The organism is Enterobacter cloacae complex sp. IR5422, from assembly GCF_049238165.1.
In the GTDB taxonomy this organism is placed as follows: domain Bacteria; phylum Pseudomonadota; class Gammaproteobacteria; order Enterobacterales; family Enterobacteriaceae; genus Enterobacter; species Enterobacter roggenkampii.
Genome location: NZ_JBMKHT010000109.1, coordinates 1 through 1,293 on the forward strand (window position 1 = coordinate 1; position 1,293 = coordinate 1,293).

General features: G+C 55.9%; 1 protein-coding gene. It reads left to right on the top strand.

Annotated features, from left to right (window positions below):
- Nucleotides 1-82 precede the first annotated feature (82 nt).
- Nucleotides 83-1,240 carry a DDE-type integrase/transposase/recombinase gene (locus tag ACOTXT_RS22430; RefSeq protein ID WP_025910470.1) on the top strand — a complete coding sequence of 386 codons (1,158 nt, stop codon included), beginning with the start codon at nucleotides 83-85 and terminating at the stop codon, nucleotides 1,238-1,240.
- The last annotated feature ends 53 nt before the right edge of the window (nucleotides 1,241-1,293 follow it).

A 1,293-nucleotide genomic window follows, 5' to 3' on the forward strand; every position in this document is an offset into this window, starting at 1 on the left:
GGTATGAACCGGAAACATGGGTAACACTTTAGACCGGATACATGGGTAACAGTTATAACTGGCATAGAAGAGGAGACTCGCTATGCCCTGGACTGAGACCCGACCTATGCAACGCCTTGATTTTATCCGTGCCTGCCATGCAGGTACGGACTCCTTCTCCGCTCTTTGCCGTCTTTTTGGTATCAGCCGCAAAACCGGCTACAAATGGCTTCAGCGTTTTGACCCTTCTGACCTGTCCTCTCTCTCTGACCGGTCGCGCGCACCATGCTCTCACTCCCGGACGGTTCCTGATGAGGTCGTCGGACACCTGACTGCCCTGCGTCAGAAACACCCTGACTGGGGCCCGAAAAAACTGCGGATGTGGCTCCTCAATCATCACGTCGATTTTACCGTTCCTGCTGCCAGCACTGTCGGCGATATCCTCAAGCGTGAAGGCCTGGTACCTGACAGAAAGAGAAAGCGCAGAACGCCGGGGAATCGCCGGCCCCTGACCAGCATCAGTGAAAACAATCAGGTCTGGAGCGCTGATTTTAAAGGCAAGTTCAGGCTGCTGAGCAGAGAGTACTGTCATCCCTTCACCCTGACCGACAACCACAGCCGGTATCTGCTGAGCTGCCGTGGAACGGACCGTGAGAGCGAGCCCTTCGTCAGGCACTGTCTGACGGAGGCGTTCCTGGAGTACGGTCTGCCGGACGTTCTGAGAACCGATAATGGTCAGCCCTTCGCAGGGACGGGTATCGCCGGGTTAAGTCGCCTTGCCGTCTGGCTGATAAAGCTGGGCGTCAGACCGGAGCGTATCCGGCGGGGCCATCCCGAAGAGAACGGGCGGCACGAACGCATGCACCGTTCCCTGAAAAGTGCGCTGGCGCAGGGGAACACCTTCATGACGATGGAAGAACAACAGCGGTGGTTCAGTGACTACCGGGAAGAATTTAACTACGAAAGACCGCATGAAGCCCTGGCGGGTGCAACGCCCGGAACGGTGTGGCACCCCTCGAAGCGACAGTGGGATGGCCGTGTTCCTGACTATGCCTATCCGTCAGGAGGAACGGTCTACAGGGTGAAATCGAGGGGGACACTCTATATGGGGAAAAAGGGGACGGTGTTCCTGAGTGAAGCGCTGACTGATGAGTACATCATGCTGGAAGAACAGGATGATGGCCTGGAGGCCATCATCTTCAACGGAATAACGCTTGCGTACTACGACCGAAAAACCCAGAGTGTGGTGCGGATAGACTAAAAGTGTTACCTATGTTCCCGGTCTGATCTGTCACCTATGTATCCGGTCATACA

Bases quoted from the DNA above. Each gene is read 5' to 3' on its own strand.
- ACOTXT_RS22430 (WP_025910470.1), top strand. From the start codon at position 83: ATGCCCTGGACTGAGACCCGACCTATGCAACGCCTTGATTTTATCCGT.